At 69.7% G+C, this 14,866-nt stretch carries 12 protein-coding genes; 8 read left to right on the top strand and 4 right to left on the bottom strand.

What is annotated here, in order from left to right; translation table 11 throughout:
- The first annotated feature begins 196 nt into the window (after positions 1-196).
- Entirely contained in the window at positions 197-886 is a 690-nt protein-coding gene (locus QA861_RS37995) for a SigE family RNA polymerase sigma factor (RefSeq protein WP_334593338.1), read from the top strand.
- 70 nt (positions 887-956) lie between these two features.
- Positions 957-1,328 carry a hypothetical protein gene (locus tag QA861_RS37990; RefSeq protein ID WP_334593336.1) on the top strand — a complete coding sequence of 124 codons (372 nt, stop codon included), beginning with the start codon at positions 957-959 and terminating at the stop codon, positions 1,326-1,328.
- Positions 1,329-1,636: 308 nt separating this feature from the next.
- On the opposite strand, the gene QA861_RS37985 is transcribed toward QA861_RS37990, so the two are convergent.
- A complete protein-coding gene (locus QA861_RS37985) occupies positions 1,637-4,318 on the bottom strand; it encodes a tetratricopeptide repeat protein (RefSeq protein ID WP_334593335.1) in 2,682 nt (893 codons plus the stop codon).
- Positions 4,319-4,520: 202 nt separating this feature from the next.
- Here QA861_RS37985 and QA861_RS37980 point away from each other — a divergent pair, with 202 nt between their 5' ends.
- Both QA861_RS37980 and QA861_RS37975 read left to right on the top strand, forming a co-directional pair.
- The gene (locus tag QA861_RS37980) at positions 4,521-4,700 is read left to right on the top strand and encodes a hypothetical protein (protein WP_334593334.1); all 180 of its coding nucleotides are present in this window, start codon (positions 4,521-4,523) and stop codon (positions 4,698-4,700) included.
- Between the two features lie 137 nt (positions 4,701-4,837).
- A complete protein-coding gene (locus QA861_RS37975) occupies positions 4,838-5,950 on the top strand; it encodes a hypothetical protein (RefSeq protein ID WP_334593333.1) in 1,113 nt (370 codons plus the stop codon).
- A 411-nt stretch (positions 5,951-6,361) separates the two neighbouring features.
- On the opposite strand, the gene QA861_RS37970 is transcribed toward QA861_RS37975, so the two are convergent.
- From QA861_RS37970 to QA861_RS37960, 3 genes are read right to left on the bottom strand one after another with little or no spacing between them, the layout of a single operon-like run.
- Positions 6,362-6,970, bottom strand: coding sequence for a DUF742 domain-containing protein (locus QA861_RS37970; RefSeq protein WP_334593332.1), 609 nt, complete (start codon positions 6,968-6,970; stop codon positions 6,362-6,364).
- 15 nt (positions 6,971-6,985) lie between these two features.
- Positions 6,986-7,429, bottom strand: coding sequence for a roadblock/LC7 domain-containing protein (locus QA861_RS37965; protein ID WP_334593330.1), 444 nt, complete (start codon positions 7,427-7,429; stop codon positions 6,986-6,988).
- Positions 7,426-9,993, bottom strand: a complete 2,568-nt coding sequence (locus QA861_RS37960; protein WP_334593329.1) for a nitrate- and nitrite sensing domain-containing protein — start codon at positions 9,991-9,993, stop codon at positions 7,426-7,428. Before QA861_RS37960 ends, QA861_RS37965 begins: the two co-directional genes overlap by 4 nt.
- 847 nt (positions 9,994-10,840) lie before the next feature.
- On the opposite strand from QA861_RS37960, the gene QA861_RS37955 reads away from it, so the two are divergent.
- From QA861_RS37955 to QA861_RS37940, 4 genes are all read left to right on the top strand, one after another.
- A complete protein-coding gene (locus tag QA861_RS37955) occupies positions 10,841-11,212 on the top strand; it encodes a DUF485 domain-containing protein (RefSeq protein WP_334593327.1) in 372 nt (123 codons plus the stop codon).
- On the top strand, positions 11,209-12,804 hold the full coding sequence (locus tag QA861_RS37950) for a monocarboxylic acid transporter (RefSeq protein WP_334593326.1): 1,596 nt from the start codon (positions 11,209-11,211) through the stop codon (positions 12,802-12,804). Before QA861_RS37955 ends, QA861_RS37950 begins: the two co-directional genes overlap by 4 nt.
- A 91-nt stretch (positions 12,805-12,895) precedes the next feature.
- Positions 12,896-14,134 (top strand): sensor histidine kinase, encoded by a 1,239-nt coding sequence (locus QA861_RS37945; protein WP_334593325.1) that lies wholly within the window; start codon positions 12,896-12,898, stop codon positions 14,132-14,134.
- Positions 14,106-14,801: a response regulator transcription factor gene (locus tag QA861_RS37940; RefSeq protein ID WP_334593323.1), complete on the top strand. Its 696-nt coding sequence runs from the start codon at positions 14,106-14,108 to the stop codon at positions 14,799-14,801. The genes QA861_RS37945 and QA861_RS37940 overlap by 29 nt, the downstream gene beginning before the upstream one ends.
- Positions 14,802-14,866 lie beyond the last annotated feature (65 nt).

Below are 14,866 nucleotides of genomic sequence, written 5' to 3'. Positions count from 1 at the left end.
TCCGTTGATGTCCCGGCCCCCGCAACACCGTCGCACGGCAGGGAACCCGGCCCCGACTTCCTGCCCGCCGACTGATCGTCGGTCGTCCGGCGACACCATGTGAACACGTACCGCACGGCGCAGGGCCAGGCGGCACGGCGCGGTACGCCCGGGGCCACGGGCGTACCGCACTGGTACGACGACCTCCAGGAGACCTGTGACAACAGCGACGATCCCAGCCGCCGCACCGTCGGCCGGCCGGCGGCGGCGGACGTACTGCCAGGTGCACACCTTGGTCCATGGCGCCGCGGACCTGATGCGCCGAGCCCAGGACCGGCTCGCGCTGCGCTCACCAGCAGGGCGGCAGACCGGGAGAGCTCCGTTCGAGGCCGTGTCCGCCCGTACGGGCACCGTCGGCGACGAGTACGGCTTCAACGAGCTCTACCGCCATCGCCGGCTGGCGCTGGTGCGGCTGGCCCTGCTCCTGGTGGACGACCTCCCGACGGCGGAGGACGTGGTGCAGGACGCTTTCGCGGCGCTCCTGCGCCGCCATGGCCGTCGGCTCGCGGATCTGGACGACCCCGAGGCGTATCTGCGGACCAGCGTGGTCAACGCGGCCCGCTCGGTCCTGCGCCGGCGCCGTACGTCACGCGCCCATGTCCCCGAGCGCGAACGCCACGTCCCGTCGGCCGACAAGAGCGTGCTGCTCGCCGAGACCCACCAAGAAGTGATCGACGCGTTGCAACGCCTCACCCGAAGACAGCGCGAGGTCCTGGTCCTGCGCTACTGGTCGGACCTCACCGAGGCCCAGATCGCCGACACCCTCGGTGTCTCCCGCGGGACGGTCAAGTCGACCGCCAGCCGGGCACTGGACACTCTCGGCAGACACCTGGAGATCGCCCGATGACCGAGTATCCCCCTCAGTCGCACCCCCGTCCGTCCCGCTGCCGGCGGTGCGTGAGAGCGGAGACCCGCCGATGAGCCGCGGTCAGATCCACCACGAGGCGATCGAGCAGCGACTGCGCGGCGCCCTTGAGGCCCGCGCCAATGCCGTGAACCTGGAAAACCTGCGGCCCGGAGTCCCTCCCACCGAGTCGCGCCGGTTCCTTCTGCCGTCCCGCAGGACCGTCGTCGTGCTGTTCGGCCTGGCCGCGGCCGTTGCCACCGCGGTGTTCGCCGTCACCGACCGGGATGCGAACACCCCGGTCGGTCCCGCCGGCCCGCCCTCGGTCTCACCGAGCCCGTCGCTGTCCCCGCACCCGAGCCCCTCTCCCTCCGCGATCGGGACAGCATCCGCCGCGGGAGTCACCACCCGGGATGTCCCGGCCTCGACCGCCAGACGGCGATGATGCCGCCCGAACCTGCCGGGGCCGCCCGGACGTGGCGATCCTTCACGGCGAGTGACGGCACGCGGCAGGCGGTACGCGGTGCGCGTGGAAGGAGTTCAGAAGCTGGGTTCACCGTCGCGTCGCGGCGCTGGGACGACGCGGCGTGATCGGGGTTCGGCAAGGGACCGAGTCGGCAGAGCCGGCGTGGTGTCAGGCGCGTGGGAAGCCCTCGGCATCGAGGCGGAAGACGAGCTCGGCCTCGACGGCTTCCTCCCCGCCGGCTGTCTCGGCGAGGCGGACACGAGGACTTGACGTCAGACCGACGAACCTCACCGGATCTGCCGCTCGCCGCAGCGGGCCAGCGCCTCCGCGGCCTCGCCTGTACGCGGGTGGCCGCTGCCCTGGACACGGATCATGTCGGCCAGCAGCGAGGTGAGCAGGGTGGCAGCCCCGCTTCTGTCGCCCGAGCGTTCCAGGAGCTCGGCGTGTTGCTGGCGGGTTCGCAGCGCCCGTGGGTGGTCGGCGCCGAGCACGCTGTCGACCCTGGGCTGCAGTTCGGCCAACTCCGCGAGCGCCATGGCCGGCTCGCCGGCGAGGCCGCGCCAGAAGCTCAGGTTGACGCGGTAGGTGAGAGTGGTCGGATGGTCGGCGCCGAGCGCGCGCTCGGCGTCCTCGGCCGCGGCGGTGAACTCCGTCACCGCGCGCTCGTGTTGACCCGCCAGTCCCCGCCAGTACGCGAGGTTGTGCCGGGCGATGAGGGTGTCCCGGTGCAGGCGGCCGACAGCGGACTCCAACCGTGCCACCGCCCGCAGGTAGATGTCGACCGCCGCATGCGTGTCGCCCGCCTCGCCGGCCCACCTGCCCAGATCGGTGAGGGCGCTCAGCGTGAGCAGATGGCCGGGGCCGTGCCGCTGTTCCAGCATCTCGACGAGGGCGGCGCAGGCGTCCCGCGCGCCGACCGCGTCGCCGGCCAGGCCACGGCAGAGCGCGGCGTGGCTTCGCGCGTCGAGTACCAGGGGATGGCTTGCGCCGAGGGCTTCGGCTGCCTGGTCGGCGAGTTCGGTGAAGTCGTCCAGGGCGGCGGCCACCGCGCCCTCTTCCATCCGGAAGCGGGCCTCGTGCAGCCGTACCGTCAGGGTGTCCGGGTTCCTCGGGCCCAGGATTCGCTCGGCGTCCCGCCGGATGTCCTCCAGCGATGCGCGGGTCGACGCCGCGTCCCCCAGCTCACCGGCGGCCAGGGCGACCCGGCAGCGCAGGTACAGGACATCGCGGTGCTCGTCGCCGAGGCGGGGCCGCGCCAGGTCCAGCAGCTCCTGGCAGACGTCCCGCGCCGCCGCGTCGCGGCCGAGTCCGGCCAGATAGAGGCCTGTACGGCGCAGAACAGGGTGCATGCGGCCGTCCCACAGCCGGTCGCCGCCCGTCGTCCGGCGCAGGACTTCGACGCTGCGGTACAGGGCTGCCTCCGTCTCGGGCTCGTACGCGCTGTCCGCCGTGGACGACCAGAGCTCCTCGACGGCGTCGGCGGCTGCCACGGTGAGGCGCGGCAGGACGTGCTCCGACACGCTCTCGCGGGCGGCGCGCTGCACGAGGGCGTGCACCTCGACCGACGCGGGCGTGCGGGACGGGTCGTGCGTCACCAGGCTGAGCCGGTGCAGAGCGCGCAGTGAGAGGAGCACGGCCCGTTCGCCGGGCTGTGCCGGTCCGTGGCCCGTGTCGCTGTGGTCGTCAGCTCCTTGGACGATCCACCGCCGGGCCGCCGTCGTGTGCAACACCGCCTCCGTGATGCCGTCCGGTGCGAGCATCGACAGAAGTTCCAGGGTGGCCTTGGCGCTTCCGGCGGGCGCGAGGGTCTGCGCCCGGTCCAGGGCGAGCTGCCAGGCGGTGGCCACGGTTTCGCCGTGTTCGTCGGCCGGGGAGGTTGCCGGCAGCAGATCGGAGAGCGTCTGCCGTTGGTCCTCCAGGAGTTGACGGTACGTGGTCAGGGGCATGCCGGTGTCGATGAGGAACGCCGCAGCCTGGGACAGCGCGAGCGGGAAGTGGCCGAGTCTTTCCGCCAGCGTGTGCAGCTCCCCTTCGTCGTCCCCGCCTTCGCCGGCCGCGAGCCGTGAGCGGAGGTAGTCGACGGCCTCCTCGGGCGCGAAGGTCGCGACCTGCACGACCCGGGAGGACGAACGGATCACCGCCGCGTCCCGCCGACGGGTCGTCACCACGCTCCTGCCGTGTTCCCCAACCGGCCTCAGGCCCCGCAGGTCCACCGGTTCGTCGACATCGTCCAGTACGACAAGCCATGGCCGCGTCGTCGTACGCAGCCATGCGACGAAGAGATCGGCCTGCGTCTCGTCGTCCCACCCGTTTCCGCCTTCCCCGCCCGAGACCACCCGCCATGCTCGCGCGTACGCCGTGAGCACGGACTGACGGGATGAGGCGGGCACCCACACCCGTACCCCGCCGGGCTGCCTGGACCGGTGGAAGGCGGCTGCGGCGAGTTGCGACTTCCCCACTCCGCCCGCCCCCGTGAGGATGACCTCCCGGACCGCGTCGTCCCGCAGCGCCACGTCGATCGCATTCGACAGGGCCGCCCGCTCCCGCAACGAGGCCGCGTCGCTCGGCGGCCGACCGACGACCACCTCGTCCGCAGCGTCTCCGGCCCGGTCGGCGGTGACACGCGGCGCGGGCACCGCAGGGGCGCGGTCCTCGTACGCCGCGCGCCACAGCCGCTCCCAGTCGGCGATCGAGGACCGCGGACCGGCGGGGCCCGCCAGCGACTCGACGGCGCGCACGAAGGCGACCACGGCATGGAAGTCGCGGGGCACCGACCGCCCGCTCAGCCACTCACCGAGCCTGCGGGCGTTGACGCCGACGCGGCGCCCGGACGGCAGCGCCGTACGGCTTGCCCGCCGGGCCAGCAACTCGTCCGACAGATCCGGCAGTCGGTGCCGAAGCCGCGTCAGCGCGGCAGCGAACGCCGCTCTCGGCGACTCCTCCGACTCCGGGGGCTCCGGCTCTTCCATCTCAGCAACTCTAGGCGGAACGCCCGGATTACGGGACCGGTTCCGTCCCCCGGTCCGGCCCGGTCCGGGGACTTCCCTTACCGCTCTCCCACCCGGTCCGAGCTGGCCTGATGCCACCTGGGGGAGGTCCGCGCGCAGCGGGCCGGGTCAGTGGCGGAGCACGTTGACGCTCCATCGGATCCGGCAAGGCGGAGGAAGCGACATGGCACAGGAACAGACAGGCGGCAACCTCGCCGGATGGAGGGCACTGGTCCTCATCGGGGTCCTCGGCAACGCCGTCGGCCTCATCGGCGGGGCACCGGTCATCACCCTCGTCGCGGCACCGCTCGCGATCGTCGGATTGATCGGTCTGATGTCGGCACGGCGCAAGCAGCGGTCGTAGCGAGCAACAGCCTCAGCGACAACAGCCTCAGCGACAACAGCCTTGGCGAGCAACAGCCGTGGCGGAGAACCGAGCGGGCGACTCTGCTTGATCACCACGCCGGTGACCCGCAGATCCGGCTTGAAGGGGAAAAGACGATGCTTGCGTACTCAGGTCTGGGGTGTCTGCCCGTCGCGCTGCTGGGCGCCCTGGCGGCCATCTGGTTCCGCGTCATCGACGCGCGAGGGGGCGACTGGGCGACCGCGTGCCTCGCCGTCGTTCCGATCGCGCTGGTGCTCGGTGTGGTCAACCTGGTGGCGGCCGAGTCCCTCAACCGCGCACCGGACCCGGACCAGGCGCCGGGAGGCGATGACACCATATGGACCTCCCGACACCGGGCAGGCGGAACACCCCTGCAGTGCTTCTCGCCGAACTTCCTGGCGGCGGCCGGTCTCTTCTACGCAGGCTGGACGCTGCAGTGGGTGCACTGGCTGGTCGCCCTGGCCGAGTACGGCGCTCTGACCGCCGTCTACTACGCCGTGCCGGGCTTCCGGCGACGCCCGGCCAAGGCCGTCACGGTCGCCGAGCGCGGCAACTTCGCGCGCGCTCGCGGCTGGGCCTTCCGAGACCGCCTGCCGGCTCTCGCCGGGCGCTGGAAGCCCGGCCCCCTGCAACGGTTGTCCACCACCCCGGCCGAGGTCTTGAACAGCCCGCCCCAGGCCGGACTCCGCGACCACTTCGCCGTGATGTCCGGCACCCATCGAGGCGTGAGATTCACGATCGCGGACGCCTTCGAGCCCGAACCTTTCGCGCCCTTCCGAGCCTGGCAGCAGCACCACGTGACCGTCTGTGCCGTGCACCTGGACACCGCCTTCCCCTCCATTCGCGTCGCGCTGCGCGGCAGACGACGCGGCAGGCGCGCTCGATACGCCCTCGAAGTCGAAACGCTGCGGCCGGACTTCGCCGAGGCACTGGTCACCGAGAAGACCATCGAGGCGATGCTGGCCGCAGAGGTGATGGAGTGGTCGATCCAGGGACGGGACGTCCTCACTGTGCTCAGGGACCAACCGGCCGACACCGAGGACGGCGGAACCGGGGGTCAGCCGGCCGACTACGACCTCGATGCCGTCCGCGTGATCGAGCGGCTCACCTCCCTCATCGCCGGGCTGCCCACCGATCTCGCCCCGTGGGCTGACCGCGCCCTGTCGGCCCTGCCCCTGGAGCATGGAGAGCGCGGAGGTCTTCGCTCGCCGTCCGTGCGGCTGCCTTGAGGTTCGATGCCAAGAACCAGGGGGCGGACAGGGGCCGGGGCGACGCGGCTGTGTCGAGGCCGACGGTGTCTCCGGGCCGGCAGTGGAGGGGCAGTACGGATACCGGCACGGCGGGTGCGGGCAGAGGGAACGTCGGCTGCGGTCGGTGCTGCCTGTGCGGCCTTGTCGGTCATCGTGCGGACGGGGTGGGGCGCCCAGCCACCCGCCGGTCGGGTCGCTGCCCGGGCGTCCGACCACAGCAGGTGCGGAGCCCGCCCCGCCATGGTGGCCCTGGGCCGCGACGGCGCCGGCTCTTCCCATCGGCGGCCGGTCCGGACAACCCCAGCTGTCCCTGCGGGCGCCGCACGCTTGTGCGAGCCGCCGGCCGAAAAGGACCAGCCAGGTCAGCGACGGCGCCCTCGACGGCGCCCGTCAGAGCTGACGCAGTCCGATCAGCACCCTCTCCATCAGTGCCTGGGTCGGGGCGTCGCCGGGGTCGGTCGCGGTCTCGTGGACGACGATCATCCCGCGATCCGCCATGTCACCGAGGAGGACCTTGGCCACACCCAGCGGCACCGCCACGAGCGCCGCCACCTCGGCCACCGACGTCGGTGCCCGGCACAGGTCGAGCACCGCGCGGTCCCACTGGGTGGCAGCGCCGGGGACGCCGCTCGGATCGGTGGCACTGACCAGGGTCTCGACCTCGAAGTGGTGGTGCGAACTGGTCCGGCCGCCCGTCCACGCGTAGGCGCGGACGAACGAGGCCGGTGCCGGTGCTCCCGGCTCCACGTTCCCGGCATCCCAGGTAGCCGGCTGGTAGTCCACCTGGGGAGCCGGCCCGTACGACTCGGGGGCAGGCGGCGGCGAGGCGTTGGCGCTCTCGTCGTAGGTCATGTCCTGCGGCGTGCCACGAGTGCCGGAGGTCTTCCGCCTACGTCGTCCGGTGCCGAAACTGAACGCGTTCAGTACGTCGGCGAAGGTCTGTTCGCCCTCCGCTTCCTGATCTCTTCGAGGGCCGGACGGGCCATCCCCGGTGCTCATGGTCTCCCCGTCCGACTATCGGGCCGCAGTCTGCTGGAACTGCTGGAACTGCTGCAACTCGGTACGGAGTTCCGGAGTCAGCATCTCGCCGACCTGGTCGACGAGCACGGTCATCTCGTAGGCGATCTGGCCGATCTCGCAGTCCGGAGCCGCCAGGGCGACCAGACACGAGCCGTCTCGGATCGACATCATCAGCATGTTGCCGTTCTCCATCTGGATCACCGTGCGCAGCGCGTTCCCGGTGTCCATACAACGGGCGGCAGCCTGGACCAGGCTGATGGCGCCCGCCGCGATGGTGGAGAGCTGCTCGGCTCGATCGTCCGCCAGCTGGTCCGACGCGGTGAGCAGCAGTCCGTCGGCCGAGATCACGACGGCGTGCGCCACATTGGGCACTCGCTCCGTGAAGTTGGTGACCAGCCAGCCGAACTGGCTCACCTCCGGGGAGTGGGTCGATGTCATGGGTTCTTCCTGCCCGTCGCCGATGGATTGTGCGTCTGATCGGGCTGCGCCCGACGGATGCCCGACTGGTAGCTGTTGAGGAAGCTGTGGGCGCGGCTGGCGTTCCGGCTCGCAGCTGCCCCGTCCCCGGAGGCGGGCCGCTCGGTCCGGGCCGGAGCGGATCGTGTGGACGGAACCCTTTTGGGCAGCCCGGCCTGTGTGAGGTCGGCCGACTGGTCAGGCTCCCGCGCACCGTCCCCGGCGGGGCGTGGGAGAGCAGGTGCCGGCGCCGGGTGGCCTGTCGCCTCCGGGCCACCGGGTGCCTCGGTCGAGGACGACGGGACAGGTGCGGGCTCCTCCGCCGAGGCGCGCGGCACCGGTGCGGCCACGCCGTTCCCGGTGCTGTGGGCTGCCGTTGCCGTTGCGGGGAGGGCGAACCACGGCGGGCCGGCGGGCTTTTGAGGCGCGTCCTTGTCGGCAGGTACGGGCCTTGTCGTCACGGCAGCCACGGCGAACGGCCGCTGCGGCGGGCGCGACGCCGCGTTACCGCTGCCGGTCTGGCCGCCGTACGTCCGTCCGCCGTCCGTCCAGCCGCCGGGCGTCCGCGTCGGAAGTATGGCAGAAGGGTGTTCGGCCATGATTCCCGGCTGGTCCGTGCGGGCCGGCGCCTGTGCCGTGACCAGCTTGGCCGGTACCAGAACACGGGCCCGCAGTCCCCTGACGCCCGGCTGCGAACTCAGGTTGACGGCGATGCCGTGCCGACCGGCCAGGCGGCCGACCACGAACAGCCCCAGCTGCCGGGACGCGGGCGCGTCCGTGGCGGCGTCCGTCGCCATGCGCCGGTTGACCCTGGCCAGTTCGCTCTCGCTCATCCCGATACCCCCGTCCTGGATCTCGATCAGCAGCGAGCCGTCGGGCTGCCGGGCACCGCCGACGACCACCTGGGTGTGCGGCGGGGAGAACGCGGTGGCGTTGTCGAGCAGTTCGGCGACCAGCCGCCCCAGGTCACCGGCTATGTACCCGATCACCTCGACGGGAGGACCGGGCGATACGAGCACGCGCTGGTAGTGCTCGATCTCGGAGACAGCACCCCTCAGCACGGTGTCCAGCGCCGCACTGTGGGAGGAGCGCACCAGAGAGCTGCCGCACAGGACCATCATGTTCTCGTTGTTGCGCCGCATGCGCGTCGCCAGGTGATCGAGCGTGAAGAGGCTGGCCAGTTGCTCCGGGTCCTCTTCGTGCCGCTCGAGCTGTTCCATCAGCAGCAGCAGACGGTCCACCAGGCTCTGGCTGCGCCGTGAGAGGTTGACCAGGGTGTTCCTGAGGTCACCGCGCAGTGCGGCCTGCTCCGCCGCCAGACGCACGGCCTGAGAATGCACCGTGTCGAACGCCCTGGCGAGCTGACCGAACTCCTCTGTGGTGTCGACCGGCACGAGGTCGATCACGGCGTCGGCCTTCAGCCCCTCGCGCATGCTCTCGACTGCGGCGGGCAGCCGGCGTTCGGCCACATCGAGTGCCGTCGAGCGCAGGACGGTCAGCGACCGCAGCAGATGCCTGCCGATCCCGAGACCGATGGCAAGGGCGAGCAGGAGCACGGCGAAGAGGATCACGGACGCCATGCCCGCACGGTTGCTCGTCTGGTCCTGCAGCTTGGCCGACGATGTGCGCAGCTTGTGGAGGAAGCCGTCCGACACCTTGTCGACGAGCGCTCCGGTGGTCTCCGAGTCGCGGTTCCAGCTGTCGACCGAGACAGGCAACGACGTGGTGGCCTTCTGCCGTGTGCCCGACGCGAGGGACTGAGCCAGCACGGCGCTCACCACGTGCGTACGCCGACTGACGGCGGGGCCGGTGACCGTCCGCCGGTACCCGCTCAGCTCCGTGGCGGTGGCCTGGGTCCGGAAGTCACCGAGCTTGTCCCGCAGGCGTACGTCGGCCTCCTGCAGCGCCTTGATGAGCGCCGGGGTCGTCGGACGGCCTCGGCCGGCTGTCTGCAGCAGGATCGCGTGCTGAAGGTGGATCTGCTCCTCGACAGCCTCCAGGTCGTACAACGCGGTCGCCGACCTGGTGAGTTGGGGGGTGGCGAACCGGCTGACGAGTGCTTGGTCCAGATTGAGCAGCCCCGTGATGATCGTGCCGTAGTCGTTGAGCGCGGTCCAGGAACTGATGCTGCCGGACGCCACCTGTGCGCGCAGGGCGGGCAGGCGGTCCAGGAGGCCGACGGCGTCGCGGTAACGATTCGCCGTGACGCCCGTGAGGGAGACTTCCTGCTTCCTGGTGTTGGTGACGGCGGTCCGGGCGCTGTCGAGACTCCGCTTCTGCTGCCGCAGACCGGCGCCGTCGTCGGTGGCGTCGTCGGTGGCGTCGGAACTCAGCCGTTCGACGGACATCATGCGTTCCTTCTGCAGGGCTTCCAGCAGAGTCCGCAGCTCACCACGCATCTTGACCAGGCGTTGCATGTCCGCGTAGGCCTTGGCGCCTGTGACGTCGTCATGGATCTGCACGACGCCCAGGCCGACAGCGAGCAGGGCGGGCGTGACCAGCACCGCCGCCAGCTTCACCAGTAGCCGCCAGTTCCGCCATTGCACGAGCGAAGCCCATCGCGACGGCCGTACCGGACGCGTGGCCGCATGCCTGGCCGCGGTCACGACATGAGCTCCGTACTCGGAACAGCTTGCTCGCAGGTACCTGTCACGATGCTGTTTTCTCCCGGGTTTTCACCTGAGCAGGACGTGGACGCCCGGCAGCACAGGGTGGTGCCGGAGGGATGGCGCGACTGCCTGCCGGTGTCACGCCACGGTGCGCGAACCCAGGAGCGGGCATGTGTCCCGGGCAGCGGAGGATTGCATTTCAAAAACTAAGGGAGGGTTCGACCAAGGGCCCTCAACCGACCCGGCGACATCGCGGGTGCGCCCAAGGAAATCCATTGTTCCGTCTCCCAGCTCTCGGATGCGAACCGATCCCCGCACGCTGTGTACCGACCTGTCAAGTGCTGTGGGACCCTGGCGAGTTTAGGGCAGCCAGGCGAACGACAACAATGCGGCCTCCCACCCCCGGGCACCGACGGACCAAACCGTTACGCACATGCTCTCCACAATCGGCGGTTCGGTCGGCGGCGCTGTGCGTCCATGGTCCGGTTCGGTAAATGTTGGCAAAAAGAAGATCAAGCCGTCTTCAGTTCGCAACCGCTGAGGGCATTGAATGGCCGAACGGTTCTCGGGGGTGCGTCAGGACGCCCATGTGGGTTTCGGTACTCACCGCGTGAGTCGTGGGGTGTTGGTTGACGGTGCGTGGGATCTCACTACACTTTCCACCGCTCAGGGGGCTATGGCTTGCTCCTTCCCATCGCTCGCCGCAGGAGCGTCCACGCGTCCTCCTGCCCGAATCCCCAGGACGAGGAACGTGACCAGACCGGCAGGGTCGCCCGCCTTCGACGTGTCCGAGCGGCCTGCCGGACGGGAGTTCATCGACCCCCGTCACGAAGGCGAGCCCAACCACGAGCCCGACTACCTCGCGATTCAGCGGAGCGAGGAGTTCTCCCGGCTGCGCAGACGGCTCCGCTTGTTCGTCTTTCCGATGAGCGCCCTTTTCTTCTGCTGGTACCTGACGTTCGTTCTGCTTTCCGCCTACGCCCACGGGTTCATGAGCCACAAGGTCGCCGGCGAAATCAACACGGGTACCATCCTCGGCTTGATGCAGTTCGTGTCCACGATGGCGATCGTTCTGGGATACCGGCGTTTCGCCCGGAAGAAACTTGATCCGGAAGTGGACAGGATCCACGAACTGGCGGGAGTCGACAAAGAATGACACGGCAGATCGCCGCCGCAGCGACCGGCAACCCCATGCTCAATCTGAGCGTGTTCCTGGTATTCGTCGTCATCACTCTGCTCATCGTCTACAAGGTCACCAACAGAAACCAGACGGCAGCCGACTACTACGCCGCGGGCAGCTCCTTCACCGGTGTGCAGAACGGCATAGCGATGTCCGGCGACTTCCTCTCCGCGGCTTCCTTCCTGGGAATTTCCGGGGCGATCGCCGTTCATGGTTACGACGGATTCCTCTACTCCGTCGGATGGCTGGTCGCCTGGCTGGTCGCCCTTCTGCTCATCGGTGAGAGGCTGCGCAACACCGGACGGTTCACCGTGGGCGACGTGATGGCCTTCCGTATGAGGCAGCGCCCGGTGCGGGCCGCGGCGGCCAACGCCACCCTGGTGATCACGTTCTTCTACATGCTCGCCCAGATGGCCGGCGCCGGTGGGCTGATCGCGTTGTTGCTGGACGTGCACACCAGGGGCGGGCAGGCGCTCCTCATCAGCGGCGTGGGCGTCGTCATGCTCCTCTACGTGCTGGTGGGCGGGATGAAGGGCACGACCTGGGTCCAGATCATCAAAGCCGTCCTCCTCCTGGTCTGTGTGACCTTCATCAGCGTGTTCATCATCGGCAAGTTCGGATTCAGCTTCTCGGCGCTCCTGCGACAAGCCACGCAGAACAGCCCGTTGGGTGAACGACTGCTCGAACCGGGCAGTTTGTACGGCCATAACGCGACGAGCCAACTCGAGTTCGTCTCTCTGGCACTGTCGTTGGTCCTCGGTATCTCCAGCCTGCCGCACGTGCTGATGCGCTTCTATACCGTGCCCAATGCCAAGGAGGCGCGCAGGTCGGTGGTGTGGTGCTCCTGGTCGATGTTCACGTTCTACCTGGGAATCCTCGTCGTCGGTTACGGCGCCACAGCTCTGGTCGGTTCCGACGTGATCGTTCACGCCCCGGGCGGCGAGAACTCCGCGGCGCCTCTGCTCGCCTTCCGTATCGGTGGAGTCGTGCTCCTGGGAGTTGTCTCGGCGGTGGCTTTCGCGACGATTCTGGCGGTCGTGGCCGGTCTGACCCTTGCCGCTTCGGCCTCGTTCGCCCATGACGTCTACGCCAACGTGATACGGCGCGGTAAGGCCGATCCCCGGTCCGAGATACGGGTGGCCCGACTGACAGCGATCGTGATCGGTTTCCTGGCCATCATCGGCGGCATCGTGGCCGACGGGCAGAACGTCGCCTTCCTCGTGTCGCTGGCCCTGGCGCTCGCCGCCTCCGCCAACCTGCCGACGATGCTCTACACGCTGTACTGGAAACGCTTCAACACCTCGGGGACACTCTGGAGCATCTACGGCGGCCTGGTGTCCTGCCTCGTGCTCATCGTCTTCTCACCGGCGGTCTCGGGCACCTCCACGTCGATCATCAAGAGCGTCGACTTCCACTGCTTCCCGCTCATGAATCCCGGCATCGTGTCGATTCCGCTCTCGTTCGTGTGCGGCTACCTCGGCACCGTGTTCAGCAGGCGTCCCGCAGATCCGGACAAACAGGCGGAGATGGAGGTCCGGGCGCTGACCGGAATCGGGGCCCGGCTGTAACCGATCGCGGCAAGGGCCGACAGGGCTCACCGTGTGCCCGGTGTCGTGGCGAGGCGATGCCTGATCCGGCCGTCGAAACTACGGTGGTGACATGGCGGTGATCAACGGTTGGGGACGGGGAGCGCGAGCTCGGATCCGCGCGTTGGACGCGTTGGGCTCGGCCGTGCTGTTCGTGCTGTCGGTCGCGGCTGCCTCGGTCCAACCGCACCAGCACCAGTTCTTGTTGCGGTGGCCCACCGTGGCACTGGCAGCCGTCGGCTGCTCCGCGTTGGTATGGCGGCATCGCCACCCGTTCGGCGTACTGGCCGTCACCATTGGCTGCGGGGTGGTCTTTCAACTGCTCGGGGTTCGAGACAGCCCGCTGGTGACAAGCCCGGTTCTGTTGTCTGTCTACAACGTGGCCGTACGGACCAACCGGCGTACCGCCTGGACGGTGGCAGCCGTCTCGGCTGCCGTTCTGGTCAGCGCCGCCGTGGTGGGCGCGCCGGCGTCATGGCTGGACCCGGAGAAGGCCGCGATGCTGGCCTGGACAGCTCTGCCGGCCGCGGTCGGGGACGGGGTGCGCTCACGACGCGCCTACGTGGCGGCCGTGGAGGAACGGGCTGAGCACGCGGAGCGCACCCGTGAGCAGGAAGCACAGCAGCGTGTGGCGGCCGAACGCGTCCGCATCGCACGCGACCTCCACGACATCGTCGCGCACCACATCGCCTTGATCAACGCGCAGGCAGGCGTCGCCGTCCATCTGGTGGACCAGCGACCCGAACAAATCCTCACAGCTCTGGAGGACATCCGGGACGCCAGCCGCTCCGCGCTGGACGAACTGCGGGTGACCGTCGGCCTGCTCCGGCAGTCCGACGACCCGGTCGCGTCCCGCGACCCGATGCCGGGTCTCGCACAGGTACCGGCCCTGCTGGCGTCGTTCGAACGCGCCGGGCTGGCCGTGAGCCACGCCCGGCGCGGCACGGCCGAACCGCTGGAGCCGGCGGCCGACCTGGCCGCGTACCGCATCGTGCAGGAGTCCCTGACCAACGTGCGCAAGCACGCCGGAGCCGACCGTGCCCGGCTGTTCCTGCACTACCAGCCTGAACGCCTGACGATCACCGTGGAGGACGACGGGTCCGCCGGACCGCACCCTGCTCGCCCTGGGGCCGGTCACGGGCTGATCGGGATGCGCGAGCGGGCTGCCACCATCGGGGGCAGGCTGTACGCGGGGCCCCGCGCTGAGGGCGGCTTCACCGTGACCGCCGAACTGCCGCTGCACGCCGGCTGCCCCGGCCCGGAGCGGGATCGGAGAAATGGGCATGACGATTCGCCTGCTGCTCGCCGATGACCAGGCCCTGCTGCGGGGCACGTTCCGCATGCTGTTCGACGCCACGGATGACATGGAGACCGTGGCCGAGGCGTCCAACGGACGCGAGGCGGTCGAGCTGGCCGCCGCGAAGCGTCCGGATGTGGTTCTGATGGACATCCGCATGCCGGAGATGGACGGCATCGAGGCGACACGTCTCATCAAGGAAACCGAAGACCTCGCAGATGTGAGGGTGCTCGTCCTGACCACCTTCGAGGATGACGAGCTCGTCACCGAGGCCCTGCGCGCGGGTGCGAGCGGCTTTCTCGGCAAGGGCGCACGACCAGAGGAACTCCTCGACGCCGTCCGCACCGTCGCGGAAGGCGAATCGCTGCTGTCGCCGTCGGCTACGCGAGCGTTGATCACACGATTTCTGGCCCAGCCGGATCCATGCCCAGCAGCCGTACACGCGCGGCTGGAGTGCTTGACGCCGCGGGAACGCGACGTCACCACCCTCGTGGCGCTGGGCCTGACCAACAACGAGATCGCCCACCGCCTGTTCGTCAGCCCGCTGACCGCCAAGACCCACGTCAATCGGGCCATGAGCAAGCTGGCGGTGCGTGACCGTGCCCAGCTCGTGGTCATCGCCTACCAGTGCGGGCTGGTCAGCTCGACGTCCGAACCAAGGCACCCGCAGGTGCCCGCGTAGGGCGAGGTTCCGCTGTTCAACCCGGCAGTAGGCCGACGGGACATGTACCGCGACCGTGGTAGCCG

Source organism: Streptomyces sp. B21-083 (assembly GCF_036898825.1).
GTDB lineage: Bacteria > Actinomycetota > Actinomycetes > Streptomycetales > Streptomycetaceae > Streptomyces.
This window is presented reverse-complemented; position numbering and strand designations above follow the sequence as displayed.

Coding starts and splice junctions, on each gene's coding strand:
- QA861_RS37990 (WP_334593336.1), top strand. CDS start 957: ATGAGCCGCGGTCAGATCCACCACGAGGCGATCGAGCAGCGACTGCGC.
- QA861_RS37985 (WP_334593335.1), bottom strand. CDS start 4,318: ATGGAAGAGCCGGAGCCCCCGGAGTCGGAGGAGTCGCCGAGAGCGGCG.
- QA861_RS37980 (WP_334593334.1), top strand. CDS start 4,521: ATGGCACAGGAACAGACAGGCGGCAACCTCGCCGGATGGAGGGCACTG.
- QA861_RS37975 (WP_334593333.1), top strand. CDS start 4,838: ATGCTTGCGTACTCAGGTCTGGGGTGTCTGCCCGTCGCGCTGCTGGGC.
- QA861_RS37970 (WP_334593332.1), bottom strand. CDS start 6,970: ATGAGCACCGGGGATGGCCCGTCCGGCCCTCGAAGAGATCAGGAAGCG.
- QA861_RS37965 (WP_334593330.1), bottom strand. CDS start 7,429: ATGACATCGACCCACTCCCCGGAGGTGAGCCAGTTCGGCTGGCTGGTC.
- QA861_RS37950 (WP_334593326.1), top strand. CDS start 11,209: ATGACACGGCAGATCGCCGCCGCAGCGACCGGCAACCCCATGCTCAAT.
- QA861_RS37945 (WP_334593325.1), top strand. CDS start 12,896: ATGGCGGTGATCAACGGTTGGGGACGGGGAGCGCGAGCTCGGATCCGC.
- QA861_RS37940 (WP_334593323.1), top strand. CDS start 14,106: ATGACGATTCGCCTGCTGCTCGCCGATGACCAGGCCCTGCTGCGGGGC.